Source organism: Hyphomicrobium sp. CS1BSMeth3, from assembly GCF_900117415.1.
Lineage (GTDB): Bacteria > Pseudomonadota > Alphaproteobacteria > Rhizobiales > Hyphomicrobiaceae.
In genome coordinates this window covers 427160-448183 of sequence record NZ_FPEI01000003.1, presented here as the reverse complement: position 1 = coordinate 448183, position 21024 = coordinate 427160, and the positions used below count along the sequence as shown (strand labels likewise).

The 21024-nt window shown below is 66.1% G+C and carries 19 protein-coding genes; 17 read left to right on the top strand and 2 right to left on the bottom strand.

Annotation, left to right across the window (positions count from 1 at the left end):
* Positions 1-14: 14 nt before the first annotated feature.
* The 6 genes from CS1BSM3_RS03690 (at position 15) to modC (ending at position 5043) form a co-directional block, all read left to right on the top strand.
* Complete coding sequence (locus CS1BSM3_RS03690) at positions 15-590, top strand: nitroreductase family protein (RefSeq protein WP_072385600.1); 576 nt, start codon at positions 15-17, stop codon at positions 588-590.
* 38 nt (positions 591-628) lie between these two features.
* Positions 629-1759, top strand: a complete 1131-nt coding sequence (locus CS1BSM3_RS03685) for a cysteine desulfurase family protein (protein ID WP_072385599.1) — start codon at positions 629-631, stop codon at positions 1757-1759.
* Positions 1760-1959: 200 nt separating this feature from the next.
* Entirely contained in the window at positions 1960-2319 is a 360-nt protein-coding gene (locus tag CS1BSM3_RS03680; RefSeq protein ID WP_072385598.1) for a winged helix-turn-helix domain-containing protein, read from the top strand.
* Positions 2320-2466: 147 nt separating this feature from the next.
* Entirely contained in the window at positions 2467-3237 is a 771-nt protein-coding gene (gene modA / locus CS1BSM3_RS03675) for a molybdate ABC transporter substrate-binding protein (protein WP_072385597.1), read from the top strand.
* A 13-nt stretch (positions 3238-3250) separates the two neighbouring features.
* On the top strand, positions 3251-3940 hold the full coding sequence (gene modB / locus CS1BSM3_RS03670; protein WP_072385596.1) for a molybdate ABC transporter permease subunit: 690 nt from the start codon (positions 3251-3253) through the stop codon (positions 3938-3940).
* Positions 3937-5043, top strand: coding sequence for a molybdenum ABC transporter ATP-binding protein (modC, locus tag CS1BSM3_RS03665; protein WP_072385595.1), 1107 nt, complete (start codon positions 3937-3939; stop codon positions 5041-5043). The genes modB and modC overlap by 4 nt, the downstream gene beginning before the upstream one ends.
* A 21-nt stretch (positions 5044-5064) precedes the next feature.
* Here modC and CS1BSM3_RS03660 read toward each other — a convergent pair whose 3' ends face one another.
* Both CS1BSM3_RS03660 and CS1BSM3_RS03655 read right to left on the bottom strand, forming a co-directional pair.
* Positions 5065-5523, bottom strand: a complete 459-nt coding sequence (locus CS1BSM3_RS03660; protein ID WP_072385594.1) for a RidA family protein — start codon at positions 5521-5523, stop codon at positions 5065-5067.
* Between the two features lie 12 nt (positions 5524-5535).
* Entirely contained in the window at positions 5536-6711 is a 1176-nt protein-coding gene (locus tag CS1BSM3_RS03655; RefSeq protein WP_072385593.1) for an amidohydrolase/deacetylase family metallohydrolase, read from the bottom strand.
* A 390-nt stretch (positions 6712-7101) separates the two neighbouring features.
* On the opposite strand from CS1BSM3_RS03655, the gene mraY reads away from it, so the two are divergent.
* The 11 genes from mraY to ftsZ all read left to right on the top strand — a co-directional run bounded on the left by mraY (position 7102) and on the right by ftsZ (position 20593).
* The gene (mraY, locus tag CS1BSM3_RS03650; RefSeq protein WP_072385592.1) at positions 7102-8184 is read left to right on the top strand and encodes a phospho-N-acetylmuramoyl-pentapeptide-transferase; all 1083 of its coding nucleotides are present in this window, start codon (positions 7102-7104) and stop codon (positions 8182-8184) included.
* A gap of 24 nt (positions 8185-8208) precedes the next feature.
* A complete protein-coding gene (locus CS1BSM3_RS03645; protein ID WP_072385591.1) occupies positions 8209-9102 on the top strand; it encodes an NHL repeat-containing protein in 894 nt (297 codons plus the stop codon).
* Positions 9103-9147: 45 nt separating this feature from the next.
* Positions 9148-10554, top strand: a complete 1407-nt coding sequence (gene murD / locus CS1BSM3_RS03640; RefSeq protein ID WP_072385737.1) for a UDP-N-acetylmuramoyl-L-alanine--D-glutamate ligase — start codon at positions 9148-9150, stop codon at positions 10552-10554.
* Positions 10551-11723 carry an FtsW/RodA/SpoVE family cell cycle protein gene (locus tag CS1BSM3_RS03635; RefSeq protein ID WP_072385590.1) on the top strand — a complete coding sequence of 391 codons (1173 nt, stop codon included), beginning with the start codon at positions 10551-10553 and terminating at the stop codon, positions 11721-11723. Before murD ends, CS1BSM3_RS03635 begins: the two co-directional genes overlap by 4 nt.
* Positions 11724-11910: 187 nt before the next feature.
* Complete coding sequence (gene murG / locus CS1BSM3_RS03630) at positions 11911-13026, top strand: undecaprenyldiphospho-muramoylpentapeptide beta-N-acetylglucosaminyltransferase (protein WP_348532892.1); 1116 nt, start codon at positions 11911-11913, stop codon at positions 13024-13026.
* A gap of 48 nt (positions 13027-13074) precedes the next feature.
* Positions 13075-14511, top strand: coding sequence for a UDP-N-acetylmuramate--L-alanine ligase (gene murC, locus CS1BSM3_RS03625; RefSeq protein WP_072385589.1), 1437 nt, complete (start codon positions 13075-13077; stop codon positions 14509-14511).
* Positions 14448-15473 carry a UDP-N-acetylmuramate dehydrogenase gene (murB, locus tag CS1BSM3_RS03620; RefSeq protein WP_083528206.1) on the top strand — a complete coding sequence of 342 codons (1026 nt, stop codon included), beginning with the start codon at positions 14448-14450 and terminating at the stop codon, positions 15471-15473. Before murC ends, murB begins: the two co-directional genes overlap by 64 nt.
* On the top strand, positions 15470-16411 hold the full coding sequence (locus CS1BSM3_RS03615; RefSeq protein WP_072385588.1) for a D-alanine--D-alanine ligase: 942 nt from the start codon (positions 15470-15472) through the stop codon (positions 16409-16411). The genes murB and CS1BSM3_RS03615 overlap by 4 nt, the downstream gene beginning before the upstream one ends.
* 377 nt (positions 16412-16788) lie before the next feature.
* Positions 16789-17763: a cell division protein FtsQ/DivIB gene (locus CS1BSM3_RS03610; RefSeq protein ID WP_072385587.1), complete on the top strand. Its 975-nt coding sequence runs from the start codon at positions 16789-16791 to the stop codon at positions 17761-17763.
* Between the two features lie 12 nt (positions 17764-17775).
* The gene (ftsA, locus tag CS1BSM3_RS03605) at positions 17776-19086 is read left to right on the top strand and encodes a cell division protein FtsA (protein ID WP_072385586.1); all 1311 of its coding nucleotides are present in this window, start codon (positions 17776-17778) and stop codon (positions 19084-19086) included.
* Between the two features lie 46 nt (positions 19087-19132).
* Positions 19133-20593, top strand: coding sequence for a cell division protein FtsZ (ftsZ, locus tag CS1BSM3_RS03600; protein WP_072385585.1), 1461 nt, complete (start codon positions 19133-19135; stop codon positions 20591-20593).
* The last annotated feature ends 431 nt before the right edge of the window (positions 20594-21024 follow it).

Genomic DNA, 21024 nt, shown 5'->3' with positions numbered 1-21024 from the left:
GAGGAATTAGGGCCATGACGAACGCAGGCCGCGCAATTGATCTCATTCTCTCACGGCGATCCGTTTCGCCGCGTTTTCTCATGGAGCCGACGCCGACCGCTGATGAGCTCGATCTCATCCTTCGCGCCGCCGCCGCCGCGCCGGACCACAAGAACCTGAAGCCCTATCGCTTCATTCTGATCCCGCCGGAGCGTCGCGGCGACCTCGCGACCGCCTTCCGCGAGGCCAAATCCGAGCGCGATCCGGGTGCGCCCGCCACCGAGATCGAACGCGCCGGCGAGAAGGCTTATCGCGGGGCGATGCTGCTCGCCGTGGTGCTCCGTATTGTCCGCGACCATCCGCGCGTGTCGGTCAGCGATCAGATGCTGGCCGCCGGCGCGGCACTGGAGAACATGCTGCTGGCGGCGACCGCGCTCGGCTATGCCGGGTGCCTGCGCAGTGGTCATTCGGCGACGTCGCGCCGCGTCCGTCTCGCGCTCGGCCTCGCCAACGAGGAGGAGCTGGCAGCCTTCCTCATGCTCGGCACACCGGCGAAGGCGCCGCCACCGCGCGAGAACGTCGGCGTCGGCCTGCTGAGTGTGTGGGAGTAGCGCAGCACCGAATTTGCGATGCAAGAGGATACGGGACCATGCCGCGCATCTATCTCGACTACAATGCCAGCACGCCGATCTGCCAGAGTGCGCGCATGGCCATGGCGCCTTATCTCGAGGAAGCCTACGGCAATCCTTCGAGCCTGCACTGGGCTGGGCAGCCGGCGCGCGCCGGCGTCGAGAAGGCACGCGCGGAGGTGGCCGCGCTGCTCGGTGCATCTGCCGACGAGATCATCTTCACGAGCGGGGGCAGCGAAGCCAACAACCTCGCCCTCAAGGGCGTGGCCTTCGCTCTGCGTGAGAAGGGCCGCCACATCATAACGGCCGCGGCGGAGCATCCGGCGATCCTGGCGCCTTGCGCCTTCCTGGAGAAGATCGGCTTCGAGGTGACCCGCGTTCCTGTCGATGGCCAGTGCCGTGTCGATCCGGACGCGATCGCACGCGCGATGAAGCCGGGGACGGTCCTTGTGAGCATCATGCATGCCAACAACGAGGTCGGCACGATCAATCCGATTGCCGACATCGCGCGTGTCGCGCGCAGACGCGGCGCTCTCATGCATACGGACGCGGCTCAGTCCGTCGGCAAGGTCGAGACGAAGGTCGATGCGCTCGGTGTCGATCTGCTGACCATGGCGGGTCACAAATTCGGAGCGCCAAAGGGCGTCGGCGCGCTGTACGTTCGCCGTGGTACGCCGCTTGAGCCGCTCATCCATGGCGCCGGCCATGAGCAAGGGCGGCGCGCCGGCACGGAAAGCGCGCTCCTCGCCGTGGCACTCGGGGCTGCAGCTCGCGATGCCGCCGACCTCGCACCCCTGCCACAGGTCAAGGCATTGCGTGATCGGCTCTGGGCGTCGCTGCGGGCGCAGTTCGGCAATCGCATTGCGCTCAATGGTCATCCCGAGGAGCGGCTGCCCAATACGGCGAACATCTCGTTCGTCGGCAAGGTGGGTGCTGACATCCTGTCAGCGCTCGACGGCGTCGCGGCTTCGACAGGCTCGGCCTGTCACAGTGGCCACGTCGAGCTCTCGCCCGTGCTTGCGGCCATGCAGGTGCCGCCCGAGGTGGGGATGGGCGCAATCCGTTTCAGCCTGGGGCGCGCGACCACTGAAGCTGAAATCGATGCCGTTGCCGCCGATCTCGTCAGGATCATGCGGGACGAGATGTCCTGAGGTCCAAGACGCTCGATATATTGGCTCGAATATAGTTCGCGCTCTTCGCGCGGCCGGAGATCCCGTCCGTGATGATCTCCTGAGGCTCAGGATCGGTCGAAGCGGACATATCACATGCCCGGCGGCGGCTTCTATGTGCTAAGGATGAGGCGACAGCCAGGCATTGCGCTCGCCAGCAGCACACCCAGCCGGAATGTGACATGACGCGCCTTACGATCCGCATTGATTTCGACGGTGGCCGCCAAGTCGGTCATGGCAAGATCCGCCTGCTCGAGCTGATCGGCGAGCACGGCTCGATCAGCCGTGCGGCGCGCGAGATGAAGATGTCCTATCGGCGCGCGTGGCTCCTTGCCGATGAGGTCAACCGCATGTTCAGCGAGCCTGTTCTCGAGACGCAGCATGGTGGCGTGGGCGGCGGGCACGCGCGTCTCACGTCGTTCGGTCACGCTCTCGTCGGGCACTACCGCGCGATCGAGACCCAGGCCCTCAAGTCTTTCGGCAAGCAGATCGGGGACCTCGAGCGGCGGCTGCGTCCTGCAGAAAAAGTTGCATCGAAATAGCGCTCTGATCGCGCGACGGCGGGCGTCATCCACACCTCCGCACTGTACTTCCCGACATATCCGAACCGAAATATCGCTTGCCACGCGCGCGAGGGGCTTTTAAGAGCGCTATATTGAACAGTATATCTCGAGCAGCGGAGCAGAACCATGCGTGCGCGCCTTTCATGGCTGAAGCTTCCGATGGCCGCCCTGGCCTCGGTCATGATCGCCGCCACAATGTCCACGGCCGCCCGTGCGGCCGAGGTCAAAGTGGCCGTCGCAGCCAACTTCACCGAGGCCGTGAAGGAGATCGGCGCGCTCTTCGAGAAGGCCACGGGGCACAAGCCCGTCTTCAGCTTCGGTCCGACGGGCGGTCTCTACAATCAGGTCACGCAGGCCGCGCCCTTCGAGGTCTTCGTTTCGGCTGATCAGGCAACACCCGCGAAGGCCATCGCGGAAGGCCACGCCGTCGCCGGCACGGCCTTCACGTACGCGACCGGCAAGCTCGTGCTCTTCAGCAAGACGGACGGTCTCAATCTCGGCGAGCAGACGCTCAAGGACGGCAAGTTCACGAAGATCGCGATCGCCAACCCGAAGACAGCGCCCTATGGCACGGCGGCCGTCGAGGTCATGCAGAAGCTCGGCGTGTACGACGCTCTCAAGGGCAAGATCGTCGAGGGCAACAACATCGCGCAGACCTACCAGTTCGTCGATACGGCCAATGCGGAAGTCGGCTTCATCGCCTTCGCGCAGATCGCGCTGAAGCCGGGCGGCTCGCGCTGGGTGGTGCCGGCCAACCTGCACAAGACCATTGCGCAGGATGCCGTGCTGCTGAAGACTGGCGCCAATAACGACGCGGCCAAGGCCTTCATTGCCTTCCTCAAGGGGCCCGAGGCGCGCAAGGTCATCGAGAAGTACGGCTACGGCTTCGTCGACTGAATGCGGGTGACGTGTGGGTGAGCTCAATTTTGCGCAGCTCTGGTCGCCAATCCGGCTGACGATCGAGCTCGCCTTCATCACCACCATTCTGCTGCTGATCTTCGGAACGCCGATCGCGTGGTGGCTGGCGCGCTCCAAGGCGCGCTGGAAGGAGGCGGTGGCGACGGTCGTCGCCATGCCGCTGGTGCTGCCGCCGACCGTGCTCGGCTTCTACCTGCTGCTCCTGCTCGGCCCGAACGGCCCAGGCGGATGGATCGCCGGCCTCTATGGGGCGCGCACGCTCGCCTTCACCTTCACCGGCCTCGTCATCGGCTCGGTGATCTATTCCATGCCGTTCGTGGTGCAGCCCATCCGCAATGCCTTCGAGGCGTTCGGCGATCGCCCGCTCGAGGTTGCCGCGACGCTCCGCGCCTCACCCTGGGATGCGTTCTGGTCGGTCGCGGTGCCGCTCGCGCGGCCGGGCTTTCTGACCGGCGCCATCCTCGGTTTCGCGCACACGATCGGCGAGTTCGGCGTCATCCTCATGATCGGCGGCAACATCCCCGGTCAGACCAAGGTGCTCTCCGTGGCGATCTATGATTTCGTCGAGACGCAGCACTGGACGGAGGCGCACATCCTTGCGGGCGGCATGGTCGTCTTCTCGTTCGCGGTCATCCTCGCGACCATGATGCTCGGCCGGCGCTACGGACAGCAGGGCCGATGAGCGTGCAGGCCTCCGAAATTTCCACGTCCTTCGCGGGGACACTCGGCGGCTTCTCGCTCGATGTCGCTTTCAAGATGCCCATGCGCGGCATTACGGCGCTGTTCGGACCCTCGGGCTGCGGCAAGACGACGACACTGCGCTGCATGGCGGGGCTTCAGCATCTGCCCGGGCATTTCATCGTTGGCGAGGAGGTCTGGCAGGACAGCGCGAAGGGCGTCTTCGTCAAGACGCACGAGCGCCCGCTCGGTTACGTCTTCCAGGAAGCGAGTCTCTTCCAGCATCTGACCGTGCGCCAGAACTTGCTCTATGGCGCGCGGCGCGCCGGGGATGCGCCGACCTCCGACGCCCTCGACTTCGATGCCATCGTCGAGCTGCTCGGCATCGGCCATCTGCTCGAGCGATCACCGGTCGCGCTTTCAGGCGGTGAGCGCCAGCGCGTCGCGGTTGGCCGCGCACTGCTCTCGCGCCCGCGCATCCTGCTCATGGACGAGCCGCTCGCCGCGCTCGACCGCATGACCAAGGAGGAGATCCTCCCCTACTTCGAGCGCCTTCACGAGAGCCTCGCCCTGCCGATCGTCTATGTGAGCCACGATATCGGCGAAGTCGCGCGGCTCGCGGACACCATGGTGCTGCTCGCCAAGGGCCGCGTGATCGCCTCGGGGCCGCTCACGACATTGCAGACGGATCCGAACCTGCCGCTGGTGGCCGCACCCGATGCTGCGGTGATGCTGGAAGGCCATGTCGCGCATGTCGACGAGGACTTCGCCCTCACGCACTTCACCGTTCCGGGCGGGACGCTGATCGTGCCGGGACGGCAAGGCGCACCCGGCAGGGAGCGGCGCCTGCGGATCGCGGCGAGCGACGTGAGCTTCACGCTCACGGCGGCGACCGACACGACGATCCTCAATTGTCTGCCGGCGCGCATCGTCTCGATCGACGGGCTCAACAGCGAGGCGCAGGTCAACATTATTGCCGCACTCGGCGCGGATGGCTCCGGCGCCCGCATTGCCGCGCGGATCACGCGCAAGTCGCAAACGGCCCTGGGCTTGGCGCCCGGCACGTCAGTCTTCGCGCAGATCAAGAGCGTCGCGCTGGTGCGGTAGCGCACACCAGCGCGACCTCACTCAATCCACGATCCGCATGATGGCTTCGATCTCGACCGGCATATTGCCCGGCAGCGAGCCCATGCCGACCGCCGAGCGCGCGTGACGGCCGCGATCGCCGAGCACCTCGACGAAGAGATCGGAGCAGCCGTTGATCACCTTGGGCTGATCGCCGAAGCCCGGCACCGCATTGACCATGCCGAGCACCTTCAGCACCTCGACCTTGCCGAGATCGCCGGCGGCAAGCTTGGCCGCTGCCAGCAGCCCGAGCCCGATGAGGCGCGCGCACTCGTAAGCTTTCTCGATCGAGATCTCCTCGCCGACGCGGCCGCTGATCAGGGAGCCGTCCGGCCGGCGCGGCCCCTGTCCCGAGAGATAGATCGTGCGCCCGTCGACCTTGAAGGGCACATAGTTGGCAACGGGTGTCGGCACTTTCGGCAGCGTGAGGCCAAGGGACTTGAGCTTTTCTTCAGGCGTCATGATGTTCCTCCCTTATGCGGTCTTGAGCTTGGCGAACTTCTGCGTGCGCTTGGGATGAAACCAACGCCCGCCGACGATCGCGCCCTCGGAGAGAATGCGGCGGTCGCCGATCATCTTCTCGCCCATGACGTCCTCGTACTCGAAGCGGCCTTCCTTGACGGTCAGGATCGTGGCGTCGCCCACCGAGCCGGGCTTGAGGCTGCCGAGCTCCGGCCGCTTGAGCGCGTGCGCGGCGTTGATGGTCGATTGCGCGATCACGTCGTTGAGCGGCACGCCGAGGCAGAGGAACTTCGACATGGTCGTCACCTGGTCGTAGGCCGGCCCGTCGATGCAGAGCGCGTGCACGTCCGAGGAGATCGTGTCGGGATGGAAGCCGTTCGCGAGCATGGCGCGCGCCGTCTTGAAGGCGAACGAGCCCTTGCCATGACCGATGTCGAACTTCACGCCGCGCTCGCGGGCGGCCAGCACCGCCGGTTTGACCTTGCCCTGTGAGGTGCAGGGGGAATTCGGGAATGGGCGGAAGGCGTGGGTGAGCACATCGCCCGGCCGCAGCATGTCGAGCACTTCCTCATAGGAGGGCGGCGGGTGGTCGATGTGGCACATGAGCGGTAAGCCCACTTCCTCGGCCACCTGCAGCGCGATGTTGAGCGGGGCCGCGCCCTGCTCGCCCGAAGCGTGGGCGCCGACGCGGACTTTGATGCCGATGATCACGTCGCGGTTGGCATCGGCGACCTCGGCCGCATCGCGCGGGGCCATGAGGCGCAGATCCTGGCTCTCGCCGACCATGATGTTCTTCGAAAAGCCGAAGATGCCGGCAAAGGAAATGTGCAGGTAGGCGAGGATACGCACGGCCGACGGTTCGATCACGTGCTTGCGAAAGCCCGCGAAGTTGCCGGGCCCGGCGCTGCCCGTGTCGATGGCTGTCGTCACGCCCGAGGTGCGGCAGAATTCCTCGGCATCGATGCCGAGCGAGGTGCCGCCCCAGTAGACGTGCGTGTGCATGTCGATGAGGCCCGGCGAGACGATATGGCCTTTGACGTCCCGCACCTCGGTGCCGCCGCCGGCCTTCAGATCCTTGCCGACTGCCGCGACCTTACCGCCCGCGAATGCGACATCCGTGATGCGATCGAGGTTCTGCGAGGGGTCGATGACGCGGCCCCCTTTGAGAATGAGATCGTAGGTGCTCATGTGTCCCCGGCCCGTGCTCCGCTCCCCGGCGAGCGCCGGGCGACGCAGCAACGTCGCGCGTTCAGGCTGCAGGTGCAAGCGCGCCACCGCGGGGACCGCAGCCGCGAAAGGGCGGCCCGGGTGTGGACAATTGCGGGGCCGACATGTGGCGGGGAACCCCGAGCGGGGCGGCGACCATGGCCGCCTTTCAGTCCGTCAAGTATTTGACCGTCATAACAAATTGCGATGCGCAGGTAGCAAGCGCCGATCAACTGTGACGTAACAGTGAATGCACAGAAAGCATCTCAATTTTTGCCCTGGGAAGTGCTAAGGGCACACCGCGGACATGACAAGGCGACGCGCCGCGCGCATCGCTGAGGTGGTCGTGTCCGCAGGGAACAGGGGGCCGGAATGCTCTACGAGCTTGTCACGTTCAGCGACCAGTTCAGTCCGTTGAACGTGTTTCGCTACATTACGTTCCGTACGGGCGGCGCGATCATGACAGCGCTGCTGTTCGTCTTCCTGTTCGGGCCTGCGATCATCGATCTCCTGCGCATCAAGCAGGGCAAGGGGCAACCTATCCGCGAGGATGGCCCCAAGACGCACTTCTCCAAGAAGGGCACGCCGACCATGGGCGGGCTCATGATCCTCGCGGGCGTCATGGTCTCGACGCTGCTCTGGGCGAACTGGTCGAACCCCTATGTGTGGATCGTGCTCGGCGTGACGCTCACGTTCGGCGCGATCGGCTTTTATGACGACTATTTGAAGGTCACCAAGCAGACGACCAGCGGCTTCGGCGGCAAGGGCCGGCTCGGGCTCGAGTTCGCGATTGCGGGGGTCGCGACTTATGCCGTGATGCGGCTCGGTGCGCCGGGCTTCGCCGATGCGCTGACCGTGCCGTTCTTCAAGAACGTCATCATTCCGCTCGGCTTCCTGTTCGTGGTTCTGGGAATGCTCGTCATCGCCGGCGCCGGCAATGCGGTCAATCTGACGGACGGCCTCGACGGCCTTGCGATCGTGCCGGTGATGATCGCGGCGGCGACATTCGGGCTCATCGCCTACCTCGTTGGCAACGTGCGCTTCTCGCAATACCTGCAGATCCACTACGTCGCCGGTGTCGGCGAGCTGGCTGTGATCTGCGGCGCCCTGGTCGGTGCCGGCTTGGGCTTTCTCTGGTTCAATGCGCCGCCCGCCATGATCTTCATGGGCGATACGGGCTCCCTGGCGCTCGGCGGCGCGCTCGGCGCCATTGCGGTCGCGACCAAACACGAGATCGTGTTGGCGATCGTTGGCGGCCTTTTCGTGCTCGAGACGCTCTCCGTGCTCATTCAGGTGGCATCGTTCAAGCTGACGGGGCGACGCGTCTTCCGAATGGCGCCCTTGCACCATCATTTCGAGCAGAAGGGCTGGCACGAGGCGACGGTCGTCGTACGCTTCTGGATCATCGCGGTCGTGCTCGCGCTGATCGGCCTGGCGACCCTGAAGCTACGCTGAGGCGCGGGAAGGCGGAGAGGCACCATGCTTCGCCAGTCGATCTGGGTATTGCTCACGGTCGTGCTCATGACCTCTCCGTCCGTCGCGGAAGGGCCGCTCGGTACGGCGCCGACCTACACCGACAAGAAGATCGGCTTGGCGCCTGCCGGCCCGCTCCCGAACGAGGCGGCCTTCCTGCGCCGCATCTGGATGCCGGGGCTCGATGAAGGCTTCGTGCCGCAGGGACTGACCGTCGTCGACGATGCCGTCTATGTCGCCGCTTATAAGAGCGTCGATGGGGCAGGCCGCGGGCCCTGCCGTCTCTACAAGCTCGACACCGAGAGTGGGCGCACCGCGGGCGTACTCGATCTGCCGGCGCAGTGCGGCCATGCAGGCGGTGCCGCCAAGGGTGCACCCGGCCATCTTTGGGTTGCGGACACGCGCGACATCTTCGAGATTCAGCTCGACAAGCTGGCGAGCAGCGCCATCGGCAAGGTCGTGCGGCACATCAAGCTGACGGGGCAGGTCAAGGGCTCGTTTGCCGCCGGCACGGGCGATGCCCTTTGGCTCGGCACCTACGAGACTTTTGGTGAGCCGCGGCTCTACCGTTTCCCGCTCGCAAAGCTGAAATCCGAGATCAACGAGAGCGATGCCGATGCTTCCCTCGTTGTGCCGCTGCGCGCGCAGGGGGCGGCCTTTGATGCCAAGGGACAGCTCTGGGTGACGCGCAGCGGCGGCAGCTTCGGCGAGCTCGTCCAGCTCGATCCGAAGTCCGGCGCGGTCCTTGCTCGCTTTGCCATGCCGGCCGGCACCGAGGACATCAGCTTTGATTCCAAAGGACATCTTTGGGCCGTAAGCGAGGCGGGCTCGCAGCGCTGGCTTTCCTGGGCGACGTTCTTTCCCGTTGTGTTCCAGGTGGATATGAGCCGCCTGCGCTGAGATGGCCCGCGCCATCCGCGCTCCGATTCAGGTACTATGCAACCCATGATTCCCGTCACCTCATTCGCGGGCCACGAGGTGGCCGTATTCGGGCTCGGGGCCTCCGGCCGCTCGACGTGCCTTGCGCTGCTTGCGGGCGGCGCGCGCGTAGCGGCCTGGGATGACGGCGAGGCCGCGCGTACGGCCGCCGCCGCGGAAGGCATCCACGTTGTCGACCTTGCGAGTGCCGACTGGAGCCGCTTCGCGGTCCTGGTTCTGGCGCCGGGCGTGCCGCTCACGCATCCAGAGCCGCACTGGACGGTGGAATGTGCGCAAGAGGTCGGGATCGAGATCATCGGCGATATCGAGCTGTTCTTCCGTGAGCGGAACCGGCTCGCGCCGAACTCGCAGGTCGTGTGCATCACCGGAACGAACGGCAAGTCTACGACCACGGCACTGATCGCGCACACGCTTGAAGCGGGCGGTGCCGTCGTCGAGATGGGCGGCAACATCGGCGTGCCCGTGCTCGATCTCGCGCTGCCGGATGGGGCCCGCATCCATGTGCTCGAGATGAGCACCTTCCAGATCGACTTGACGCCCTCGCTCGCGCCGACGATTGGCGTGCTGCTCAACCTCTCGCCCGATCATCTCGATCGGCATGGGAGCATGGAGAACTACGCGGCCATCAAGGAGCGCCTGGTCGCCAGCTCGCAGGCGGCGGTGATCAGCATCGATGATCCACTGAGCGCGGCGATTGCAGGGCGCGTGGCGGCGCGTGGCGTATGGGTTTCGGCCATCAGCAGTCGCGGTGTGAAGCCTGGCGTTGCGCCACTCTTCTTCGATCAGAACGACAGGCTAAACGTCCTCGCAAGCGACGGTACAACCACCGATGTCGGCAGCCTCGACGGCATCGGATCGCTGCGCGGTCGCCACAACATGCAGAACGCGCTTGCTGCGCTTGCGACGGCCAGCCTCGCGCTTCCGGGCGCGCCCTTGTCCGACCACGTCGCGGCATTCCGCTCGTTCCCCGGTCTGCCACATCGCATGGAGGAGGTCGGCCGCAAGGGCAAAGTGCTGTTCATCAACGACAGCAAGGCGACGAATGCCGACTCGACGGAGAAGGCGCTGACCTCCTGGCCACGCGACATCTACTGGATCCTCGGCGGTCTACCCAAGGAGGGCGGCATCACGCCGCTCGCCGATTGCTTTCCGCGTGTCGCGAAAGCCTATCTGATCGGCAAGGCGGTCGACGAATTTGCGCGCACGCTCGATGGCCATGTGCCCTATGAGCACACGGGTACGATCGACAAAGCTCTAGCCGCTGCGGCACGCGATGCGGCTGCGAGCGGTGCGCCCGAACCTGTGGTGCTGCTCTCGCCGGCCTGCGCGTCCTATGATCAGTTCAAGAGCTATGGCCATCGGGGCGATGTGTTCCGCGCTCTCGTCGCCGAGCTGATCAAGGAGGGCGGATGAGGCTTGCCCGCGACGATCGCAGCCTCGTCAGCGAGTGGTGGTTCTCGGTCGACCGCGCGCTCCTCATTGCGGTCCTGGCGCTGATCGGTGTCGGCATCGTGCTTTCGCTCGCCGCGAGCCCTGCCGTGGCGACACGCAAGGGCCTGCCGACCTTCTACTTCGTCGAGCGGCACCTCGTTTTCGCCATGGCCGGCATCGTGCTGATGCTGCTCGCCTCCCTGCTCGATCCGCGCGGCGTGCTCACGCTGGCCGTGGTGCTGTTGGGCGTGGGGCTCGTGCTTATGGTTGCGGCCGTGCTCTACGGGCCGGAGGTCAATGGCGCGCGGCGCTGGGTGCGCTTTGGCGGATTTTCGCTGCAGCCCTCGGAGCTGCTGAAGCCGGCATTCGCCGTCGTCGTCGCGTGGCTCTTCGCGGAGGAGCGCGCGCGCCCCGGCATCAGCATGGTTCTGATCGCGGTCGGGCTCTACATCGTCGCGGCGGGCCTGCTGCTGCGCCAGCCCGATGTCGGCCAGTGGATGCTGCTCACGCTGGTGTTCGGTGCGCTGTTTTTCATCTCGGGACAGCCGATCGCGTGGGCGCTTGCATTTGGCGGGATCGGCGTTGGCGGCGTTACTGCAGCCTACTTCGCCTTTCCGCACGTGCGCGGCCGCGTTGCGCGCTTTCTCGATCCGGCTTCCGGCGACACTTTCCAGACGGACCGCGCCATCCAATCCTTCGCCGAAGGTGGCTTCTTCGGCCGCGGACCCGGCGAGGGCACGATCAAGTCCGTTTTGCCGGACGCGCACACGGACTTCATTTTCGCGGTGGTAGCGGAGGAGTATGGGGCGTTTGCCTGCCTGCTGCTGATTGCGCTCTTCGCTTTCGTCGTCGGTCGCGCGCTCATGCGCTATCGCCATCGGCGTGATCCCTTCACGCATCTCGCGGTGAACGGCCTTGCCCTCCTGATCGCGCTCCAGGCGTCGATCAACATGGCGGTCAACGTCGGCCTCGTGCCCGCCAAAGGCATGACGCTCCCGTTCATCTCGGCCGGCGGCTCGTCGATGATCGCGGCCTCGCTGACGGTCGGGATGCTGCTGGCGCTCGTGCGCCGCCGGGCGGACCCGCGGACGATCGGCCGGCCCCGGGTCGGGGGAAGCCCGCTGCCGCCGATTGGCCGCAATGCGCGCTAAGTTCAGGCCCTAAAGCAACGGACTTGAAATTCACCTCAGTTCGAGGCTAGGCGGGGAGTGAATTTCAAGTCCAAAGTTGCTTTAGAAGTCTATGTCTCTAAAGCGTCTTTGGACCTTGAATGCGACTTTGAGGCCGCCCCAAGCGTGGGTCGCATTCAAGGTCCGACGCTTTAGGGAAGGAGTGGACGTGGGGGACAAGTCGGTCATGCTGGCCGCCGGGGGCACGGGTGGGCATCTTTTTCCAGCCTTTGCCTTGGCGCAGGAGCTTGGACGGCGCGGGGTCGCAGTCGACCTCGTGACGGACGAGCGCGGCGATCGCTATGGCACCGGATTTCCCGCGCGTGCCATCCACACGGTCCCCTCCGCAACACTTGCCGGACGCTCGCCGGCTGCCGCTGCCAAGACCATCATGGCGCTCGCGAGCGGCGTGCGCGCCGCCTATAGCCTGATCGGCAGAGTGCGCCCTGGCGCCGTCATCGGTTTCGGCGGTTATCCGACCTTTCCGCCGCTCGTCGCGGCCAAGCTCCGGGGCATCCCGACGGCCATCCACGAGGCGAACGCCGTGCTCGGCCGCGCCAACCGGATGCTGGCGCCGCGCGTCTCGCGGATCGCGACATCATTCGAGCAAACGGCGCTGCTGTCGGAGGACCTCGCCGCGCGCGTGTGTTTCACGGGAAACCCGGTGCGCGACGCGGTGATCGACTGGAGCGCGCGGCCTTATCGCGCGGCTGAGCCTGATGAGCCCTTCAACCTGCTCGTCTTCGGCGGCAGCCAGGGCGCGCGTTACTTCTCCGAGGCGGTACCGCCAGCGATTGCGCAGCTTTCGCTGGACGCCCGCGCCCGCCTGCGCATTGTCCAGCAGTGCCGCGAGGAAGATCTCGCCGACGTGCGCAACGCTTATGCTGCGGCCGGCGTTACTGCCGAGCTTCAGACCTTCTTCAAGGACCTTCCCGAGCGCATGGCCAACGCCCATCTCGTCATCGGCCGCGCCGGTGCCTCGAGCATTGCCGAGCTGACCGTGCTCGGGCGGCCTGCGATCCTCGTGCCGCTGCCGCACGCGGTGGACAACGATCAACTGCGCAATGCCACCCGCCTTGCGGATGCAGGCGCTGGCTGGTGTCTCGAACAGAAGGCGCTGACGCCGGAAAAGTTAGCAGCAACAATTGCTTCTCTGATGGACAAGCCGGCGGTACTGTCGGCGGCTGCCCATGCGGCGAAGCAGCTCGGCCGGCCCGATGCCGTGGTACGGCTCGCCGACCTCGCGGAAGAGTTGATTGGTGCGCGGACGACGAATCGCGCGTGAGTGATTCGTCGGCAGTGCGTACACGGGGCCGAAAGAGGCAGGACGGGAATGCAGATACCGAGCGAACCGGGCACCTTCCATATCATTGGCATCGGCGGCATCGGCATGAGCGCCATCGCGGAGATCCTCCGCGCGAAGGGCCATACCGTCCAGGGCAGCGACCAGAAGGACAGCGCCAACGTCAAGCGCCTACGCGCCAAGGGCATCCGTGTGTTCGTCGGGCATGATCCGATCAATCTCGTCGGCGCCCGCTACGTCGTGATCTCGACCGCCGTAAAGAGCACGAACCCGGAGTTGAAGGCGGCGCGCGAGAAGGGCCTCACCATCATCCGTCGTGCCGAGATGCTGGCCGAGCTGATGCGACTTTATTCGACCGTCTCGATCACCGGCACGCACGGCAAGACGACGACGACCTCGCTCGTCGCGCACATTTTCGTCGAGGCGGGCCTGGAACCTACCGTCATCACCGGCGGCATCATCAATAGCTGGGGCTCGAATGCGCGGCTTGGTGCGGGGCCGTGGATGGTTGTCGAGGCGGACGAGTCCGACGGCACGTTCATCAAGATCCCCTCGCAGATCGGCGTTGTCACGAACATCGACCCCGAGCACCTCGACTACTTCGGCACGGTTGAGGAGATGCACGAGGCCTACCGGGCCTTCTACCGCAACATCCCCTTCTACGGCCTCGCCATGACGTGCATCGACCATCCGGTTGCGCGCGCCATGATCGACGAGCTGCAGCTACGCCACGATGGCCGCCGGCTGCTGACCTACGGCGTCGATCCGACGGCCGATCTGGTGCTGACGAAAGTGCGCGTCGAGGGCGCGGCGACGATCTTCGATGCCAGGCTTGGCGAGAGTGTTGCGGGCGGCGCGCGCGAGATCAAGGACTGGGTCGTGCCGGTGCCTGGCGCGCACAACGCGCTGAATGCTTTGGCTGCGATCGGCGTCGCGGCCGAGGCGGGCATCAAGGACGAGGTTATCCGCGGCGCGATGGCGAGCTTCTCGGGCGTGAAGCGTCGCTTCCAACCGACCGGCTCCTGGAATGGCGCCAACTTCTACGACGACTATGGTCATCACCCCGTTGAGATCGCGGCCGTACTCGGGGCCGCGCGTGCCGGCGCCAAAGGCCGTGTCATCGCGGTCGTCGAGCCGCATCGCTACACGCGCGTGCAGTCCCTGTTCGACGAGTTCGCGACCTGCTTCAAGGATGCGGACCACGTGATCGTTGCGCCGCTCTACTCCGCGGGCGAGACGCCGATCGCAGGGATCGACGCGAAGAGCCTCGCCGCCGGCATTGCGCGCGCGGGGCACGGCAGCGTCGTTGCCGTCGATACGCCACAGGATCTCGTGCCTGCGCTCCGCAATATCGCGGGCCCAGGCGACATGGTGATCTGCCTCGGGGCCGGAAACTCCACCGAATGGGCGCACGCGCTGCCGGACTGGCTCGCGGCGATCCCGCTGCGCGTCGGGAGCGCCGTCTGACCGTGCCGAGCCTCGCCGCAGATCTTCAGGTTTTGCTCCCGAAATTGCGCGGGCGTCTCGTCGCCGACGCGCCGCTCAAGGACATCACGTGGTTCCGCGTCGGCGGGGCGGCCGAAGTCCTCTACACACCGGCCGATGAGGCCGATCTCGCCTACTTCATGGCGCACGTGCCAGCCGAGGTGCCGATATTCACCATCGGGCTCTGCTCGAACCTGCTCGTGCGCGATGGGGGCATCAGGGGCGTCGTCGTGCGGCTCGGGCGCGGGTTCGGCGAGATCGAGGTTCTGGATCGTACGCGCATTCGCGCGGGGACTGCCGTGCCGGATGTGAAGGTCGCCCGCGCATCAGCCGACGCCGGCATTGCGGGCCTCTCGTTCTATCGCGGGATACCGGGCGGCATCGGCGGCGCGCTGCGCATGAATGCCGGCGCTCATGGCAGCGAGACGAAGGACGTGCTGCTTTCTGCGCGCGCCGTGGATCGCACAGGGCGCGTGCACGAGCTCTCGAACGCGGACATGGGCTTCACGTATCGGCGCAGTGCCGTGCCGCAAGACTGGATCTTCACGAGTGCGACCTTCGAGGGCACGCGCGGCGAGCCCGAGGACATCGTGCGCGCCATGGATGAGGTCGCGGCCTATCGCGAGAAGCATCAACCGATCAAGGAGCGCACGGGCGGCTCGACGTTCAAGAATCCGCCTGACAACAGTGCCTGGAAGCTGGTCGACGCCGCCGGCTGCCGCGGCCTGCGGGTCGGCGGCGCCATGGTCTCGGAGATGCACTGCAACTTCCTGATCAACGACCGGCAGGCGAGTGCCGAGGATATCGAGCGGCTCGGCGAGACGGTACGCGCACGCGTGCGCGCCGCGACCGGCATCGAGTTGCAATGGGAAATCGTGCGCGTCGGCGATGCCCTTCCCGGGCACGTGGTCGGCGTCGCCCTTGTCGAGGAGCATGCGCCATGACGGCCGACACCACCGGTCAGGGCAAGCCGCATGTCGCCGTGCTCATGGGCGGCTGGTCTGCCGAGCGCGAGGTGAGCCTCTCCTCGGGTCGCGAGTGCGCCAATGCGCTCGAAGGCGAAGGCTTTCGCGTGACACGCATCGACGTCGGTCATGATCTCGCGGCGCAGCTTGCCGAGATCAGGCCGGACGTCTGCTTCAATGCCCTGCATGGGCGCTGGGGCGAGGACGGCTGCGTGCAGGGTCTGCTCGAGGTGATGGAGATCCCCTACACGCACTCGGGTGTGCTCGCGTCGGCCATTGCCATGGACAAGGAGCGCACCAAGAAGATCGTGAGCGCCTTGGGTGTGCCCGTCGCACATGGCGTGCTCGTGACGCCGGATGCTGCGATCGCCGATCATGCGCTGCCGCCGCCGTACGTGGCGAAGCCCGTCGCGGAAGGGTCGAGCGTCGGCGTCGTCATCGTGAAGCTCGGCGCCAACCGGCCGCCCGAGATCATCCGCAAGGTGCCCGTGAGCCGTGACGGCCAGATCATGGTCGAGAAATTCGTTGCCGGGCGTGAGCTCACGTGCGCCGTCATCGGCGACAAGGCGACCGACATCATCGATATCGTCGCCGCGGATCATCTCGAGTTCTACGACTACGAGGCCAAGTATGCGCCCGGCGGCTCGAAGCACATTCTGCCGGCCCGCATTCCCGACAATATTCGCCGCGCCGTGCAGGTGCATACGCTCGCTGCGCACCGGGCCCTCGGCTGCCGGGGCGTCTCGCGCTCGGACTTCCGCTGGGATGAAGCCACGGGCGAGCTGGTGTTCCTGGAGATCAACACGCAGCCCGGCATGACCCCGACATCGCTGGTGCCGGAGCTCGGCCAGCACATGGGCCTGTCGTTCGGCCAGCTCGTTGCCTGGCTCGTCGAGGATGCCTCGATCGCACGCTAGGAGGGCATCGGTTCGCATTGGAGACGCACAATGGGTCAGCGTTCTGGTGTGCCCGAGACGGAAGTAGCATTGTCAAAGCTGTCCGATAAGGAGCTGGACGCGGAAATTGCGCGATGCAAGCTTCGTTTAAAGATCGCGCCGAATGCGATGCAGAGAAAAGCGTTCGAAAAACGTGTTCTCCGATTAGAGCGAGTTCGCCGGGGGCGGCAATGAGTTGGTTGCCAGTCCGAGTGGTCAGCGCAACCTTTACTGAAAATTAACCAAATCGTCGAAATGGTTAACAGTGGTGCATCAGCTCCCGCGGGGCTGCTCGCACGCGCGCGTCCATGGGCGGCTGCGCGCTGTGGCGGCAGAGACGAGGGCAGCATCGCCAGCGGATGGACAGCGTGCGCGAGCGGCTCGACATACCCCGGTTCTGGTGGCGCGGCGCCGAACGCGAGCGTCCGCGCACGCGCGCGCGTCCTGAAGGGCGTCCGCTCAATCCGACACCGGATCTTGCGAGCTTGCCGCAGGACGTCACGCCCGAGGCACAGCCCGCGCGAAGCCGGAGATCCTGGATGCCGGCAACGGCTTGTGCGGCTCTAATTGCCGGAGCGGCGGCCTTCGTCGTCGTCAGCCGCAGCGGCACGCTCCCAGCTTCGGCTCCGCTCAGCGCGCACATAGACGAGCTGATGATCATGGCTGGCCTCGGCGTGGATGAGATCTACGTCACCGGGCACCGCTATACGATCGACGACGACATTTTCGCCGCGCTCGAGCTTGGCCCTCGGACCTCCCTGCTCCGTTACAGCCCGGAAGCTGCGCGCCGCCGCGTTGAAGCCTTGTCCTGGGTGAAGCGGGCGACCGTGAGCCGTGTCCTGCCCAACTCCGTCGAGGTCAAGATAAGCGAGCGGACGCCGATTGCCGTCTGGCTGCACGACAATGGCGCGAGCCTCGTCGACGGCGAGGGGCGAGAGCTCGCGCGCGTTCCTGCATCTACGCTGCAGGGGCTGCCCCGCATTTCGGGCGTCGGCGCGCCGGATGCCGTGGCCTCGCTCGTGGCCGCCCTCGGCGCGCATCCGGCATTGAAGGCCCGCGTCGTGGTCTCCGAGCGCGTGGGACAGCGCCGCTGGTCGCTCGTTCTCGACAATGGAAGCCGCGTTCATCTTCCCGCCGAGGAAGAGAGCGTGGCGATCGAGCGCCTGATGAAGCTCGCCGACAGCGCAGGCCTGCTCAACGAGCCCGGCCGCATTGTCGATCTCCGAATCGAGGATCGGATCGCGGTGGCCCCGCGCGCGGCCACGCAGACATCATCGGCGGCGCCGTCGCGGCCAGCAATCATCGCGCCGCGCAAATCGGCTTCGGCACTGTGAGGGGGCGTACACATGAACAGCATGGATCGCAGCAGCAGCAGGCCCCCGCCACTCCCACGCGGGGCGCCGGTCATCGCCGCGCTCGACATCGGCACGAGCAAGGTCGTGTGCCTGATCGCAACCGGTGAGCAAGGCGGGCGCACGCGCCTTCTTGGCATCGGCCACCAGCGCAGCGGCGGCATGAAGGCCGGCATGGTCATCGATCCTGACGCCGCGGAGCTGGCCGTTCGCGCGGCTGTCGGGCAGGCGGAGCGCATGGCCGGCGTGACCATGGAGCAGGTGAGCATCGCGGTTGCTTGTGGGCGCCTCAAGTCGCAGCGCTTCGTTGCCCGCGTGCGCGTCGATACGGGCATTGCCCACGACGGCGACGTCGCGCGCGCGCTGGCAGGCGGCGAGGCCTACGCGGCCCGGGGCGGCCGCACGCTCATCCAGTTCCACAACGAGGCCTGGCATCTCGATGGCGCCGAGGGCGTCGCCGATCCGCGCGGCATGGCCGGCAGCGAGCTCAGCGCCGATCTCGTGGCGGTCACGGCCGATGACGGGCCGCTGCAGAACCTGCTCGCCGTCGTCGAGCGCTGCTATCTGGAGCCGCACCAGCTTGCCGCCACACCCTACGCGAGTGCGATGGCGGTGACGACCGAGGAGGAGCGCCAGCTCGGCGTGCTCGTCGTCGACATTGGCGCTGGTGTGACGTCGATAGCGGCCTTTTTTGGCGGCCGGCTGGCCATGGCCGAGGTCCTTCCGGTCGGCGCCCAGCTCGTCACGTTCGACATTGCCCGGCGTCTCGGCACGTCCGTGACGGAAGCCGAGCGAATCAAAACGCTTTATGGCACACTGCTGCCGGCGCGCTCGAATGATCATGAGTCGTTCTCGTTCTCCGTCAGCGACGGCGTGGACGAGACAACGGCTCGGGTCTCTCGGGCAGAGTTGCGTTCGCTGATCGTGCCGCGGATCCACGGCATTGCGGCGCTGGTCAATGAACGGGTCGTTGCCGCGAAGCTCGAAAGGAGCATTTGCGAGCGGGTCGTGTTGACCGGGGGCGGGGCCGGAATCGAGGGGATCGACAGCGTTTGGGGTGGTCTGGGGGATACCTCGGGGAATGTCGGGGCGGCGGCGCGCGGCGCTTCAGTGCGCATTGGCCGGCCGAGCCCGATCGATGGGATGTCCACCGACATGCTGGGTCCGGCGTTCGCGACGGTGAGCGGGCTGATTGGTGATTCGCTGCAGCAGCACTTCGCTGCGAGGACTGGGGGACTGCGCGGTTGGCGTGGAGGCGGCTACGTGAGCTGGATCGGCAACTGGCTGAGCCGCGCCAAGGGTTGAGCCGGTCGCGGCGCGCCCGGGCGGTCACTACGGACACGAGGCATTGATGAGCACAGGTCCGCAAACACCGGCTTTCAGCGAGCTTCGCCCCATCATCAAGGTGGTCGGGGTCGGCGGCGCGGGCGGCAACGCCATCAACAACATGATCGCGTCCGGCCTCCAGGACGTCGAGTACATCGTCGCCAATACCGACGCTCAGGCGCTGGCTGCCTCTGGCGCCGAGCGCCGCATCCAGCTCGGTGTGAACCTCACGCAGGGCCTCGGCGCGGGCTCGCGGCCCGAGATCGGCCTTGCGGCGGCCGAGGAAGCCAAGGAAGAGATCACCAAGGCGCTCAAGGGCGCCCACATGGCCTTCATCGCTGCCGGCATGGGCGGCGGCACGGGCACGGGCGCGGCGGCTGTCATTGCGCGTACGGCCCGCGACATGGGTCTCCTGACGGTCGCGATCGTCACCAAGCCCTTCCATTTCGAGGGCGCGCGCCGGATGCGCGTCGCCGAAGCCGGCATCGCCGAGCTCAAGACCTCGGTCGACACGCTCATCGTCATTCCGAATCAGAACCTGTTCCGCATCGCCAACGAGAAGACCACGTTCGCCGAGGCGTTCGTGCTCGCCGACAAGGTGCTGCACGCCGGTGTTGCCTGCATTGTCGATCTGATCATGAAGGATGGCTTGATCAATCTCGACTTCGCCGACGTGCAGGTCATCATGCGCGGCATGGGCACGGCGATGATGGGTACCGGCGAGGCCATGGGCGAAGGTCGCGCGATGAAGGCCGCGGAGATGGCGCTCGCCAATCCGCTGATCGACGATCTCTCGCTGAGCGGCGCGAAGGGCGTGCTCGTGTCGATCATCGGCGGCCGGGACATGACACTCTTCGAGGTCGACGAGGCTGCAAGCCGCGTGCGCCAGGAGGTCGACGAGGAAGCCAACATCATCGTCGGCGCGTCGTTCGACGACAGCATGACCAACAAGATGCGGATCGCGATCGTTGCCTCCGGCATGTCGATGGCGATCGTGAATCAGCAAGCTGCGCCTGTAGCGAAGCCTTCGGCCGGCGCGCACGCCGCAACAGCAGCTGCGACGCCTGCAGCTAGCGATGCCGCCCGGCGCCGCTTCAATCCCGAGGATCTCAATCCGCACTCGGGCTACCACGAAGCGCCGGCGCGTCCGGCGGCATCTCCGGCTCCGCGCCGCGAGCTTTGGCGCGCGCCCGGCGGCGTTGTGATCGAGGAAAACGTCACGCAGCCGCCCGGTCATCCATCGGAGCCGATCGATCGCGACGAGCCGACGGCGCCGCCCATGCGCCATGCGCCGGATGGTGACTATCGGCGCATGCCCTCCGTCGACGAGTTCCCGCCCGTCGGGCAGCGCGAGTATGCGGCGAAGTCGCCCGTCTACGCGGCCCAGAAGTCGCATGCGCAACCCTTGGAGCCCCCGCCGCCCGAGCCGACGCGCGGCGGCGGCCTGCTGCACCGTCTCGTGGGTGGAAGGGGACGGAGAAGCTGAGGCGCGGAGACCGCGGACAGGCGGCTCCGCCCGGAATCTCGGCATATGCAGAGAACTGCGTTCCGATCAGGCAGTTGGTTGCCGCGGATGCGGCGAATCACAAAAGCGACACACTCAAGCCACCAAGCTGATCCTTACTCAGTGTTTGTGGAAAAGCTCGCGATATTCAGTATGCCTTCCTGGAAAAACGATTATAAAACAAATACTAAGATGGTGAGGCGCCTCGGCAACATTTCGTAAGAAAGCGTGACTTGTGAACGCGGCGCGCATCACGTTATCGTCTTGATTAAGACGGGTTCCGGTAACGCTTGCACGGGGCAGAAATAACAAGCCCCACCCGGGGTGGCGTAGGCAAGCAACTGGATACGATCTTGGGGGGCTCTCTCTTCCTGCAGTCTGACTGCGACGCGAGAGCCGTAAGGGGATCGAGG